Consider the following 865-nt stretch of genomic DNA (forward strand, 5'->3'; position numbering starts at 1 on the left):
GGGTTCTGGTGCGAAAACTTCAAGATAATTGCAAGTAATCTCTAAATCTTGGACATACTGATACTATTACTCTAAAAAAGGTGCGTGATCAGTATGGAAAAGCGAAATTTATTCAAGTGGAAGCATTATCATCATGATATTATTTTGCAAACAGTAAGATGGTACCTACGGTACAACCTGAGCTTTCGTGATTTGGTGGAAATGATGGAGGAACGGGGCTTATCCGTTGCTCATACAACGATTATGCGTTGGGTTCATCAGTATGGTCCTGAATTAGACAAAAGAATCCGTCGTCATCTCAAGCAAACCAATGACTCTTGGAGAGTCGATGAAACATATATCAAAGTAAAAAGTCAATGGATGTACCTGTATCGTGCTGTCGATTCGAAAGGAAATACCATCGATTTTTACCTAAGCAAAGCAAGAAACCACAAGGCTGCAAAGCGATTCTTCAAGAAAGCTTTGCAGTCTTTTCATATTTCTGAGCCTCGTGTCGTGACAGTCGATAAGAATCCAGCTTATCCTATAGCAGTTGAAGAATTGAGAAAAGAAAAAAAGATGCCATTAGGCATCCAACTAAGGCAAGTGAAATATCTCAATAACATAGTGGAACAAGATCATCGATTTATTAAAAAGCGAGTTCGTTCGATGTTAGGATTGAAATCCTTTCGCACAGCTACATCTATTATTTCTGGAATAGAAGCTATGCATATGGTAAAAAAAGGGCAACTTATTTTACTGGACAAGTCTGTCCAAAATCAAGTGAAGTTTATCCATCAACTATTTGGAATTGTTGCTTAAGACTAGATTCCACTAAGAAACTTTTCGCCTCTTTATATCTTTCCTAAGTATTTGCACCAGAACC

1 protein-coding gene is annotated in these 865 nt (G+C 37.6%); it reads left to right on the forward strand.

Annotated elements, in window-relative coordinates; all coding sequences use genetic code 11:
• The first annotated feature begins 93 nt into the window (after window positions 1-93).
• Entirely contained in the window at window positions 94-801 is a 708-nt protein-coding gene (locus tag CN288_RS25520; protein ID WP_098303392.1) for an IS6 family transposase, read from the forward strand.
• Window positions 802-865: the final 64 nt, after the last annotated feature.

This window comes from Bacillus sp. AFS023182, from assembly GCF_002560575.1.
Taxonomy (GTDB): domain Bacteria; phylum Bacillota; class Bacilli; order Bacillales; family Bacillaceae_G; genus Bacillus_A; species Bacillus_A arachidis.

Excerpts from the sequence above, each read along its gene's own strand:
- CN288_RS25520 (WP_098303392.1), top strand. The coding sequence starts at position 94 with ATGGAAAAGCGAAATTTATTCAAGTGGAAGCATTATCATCATGATATT.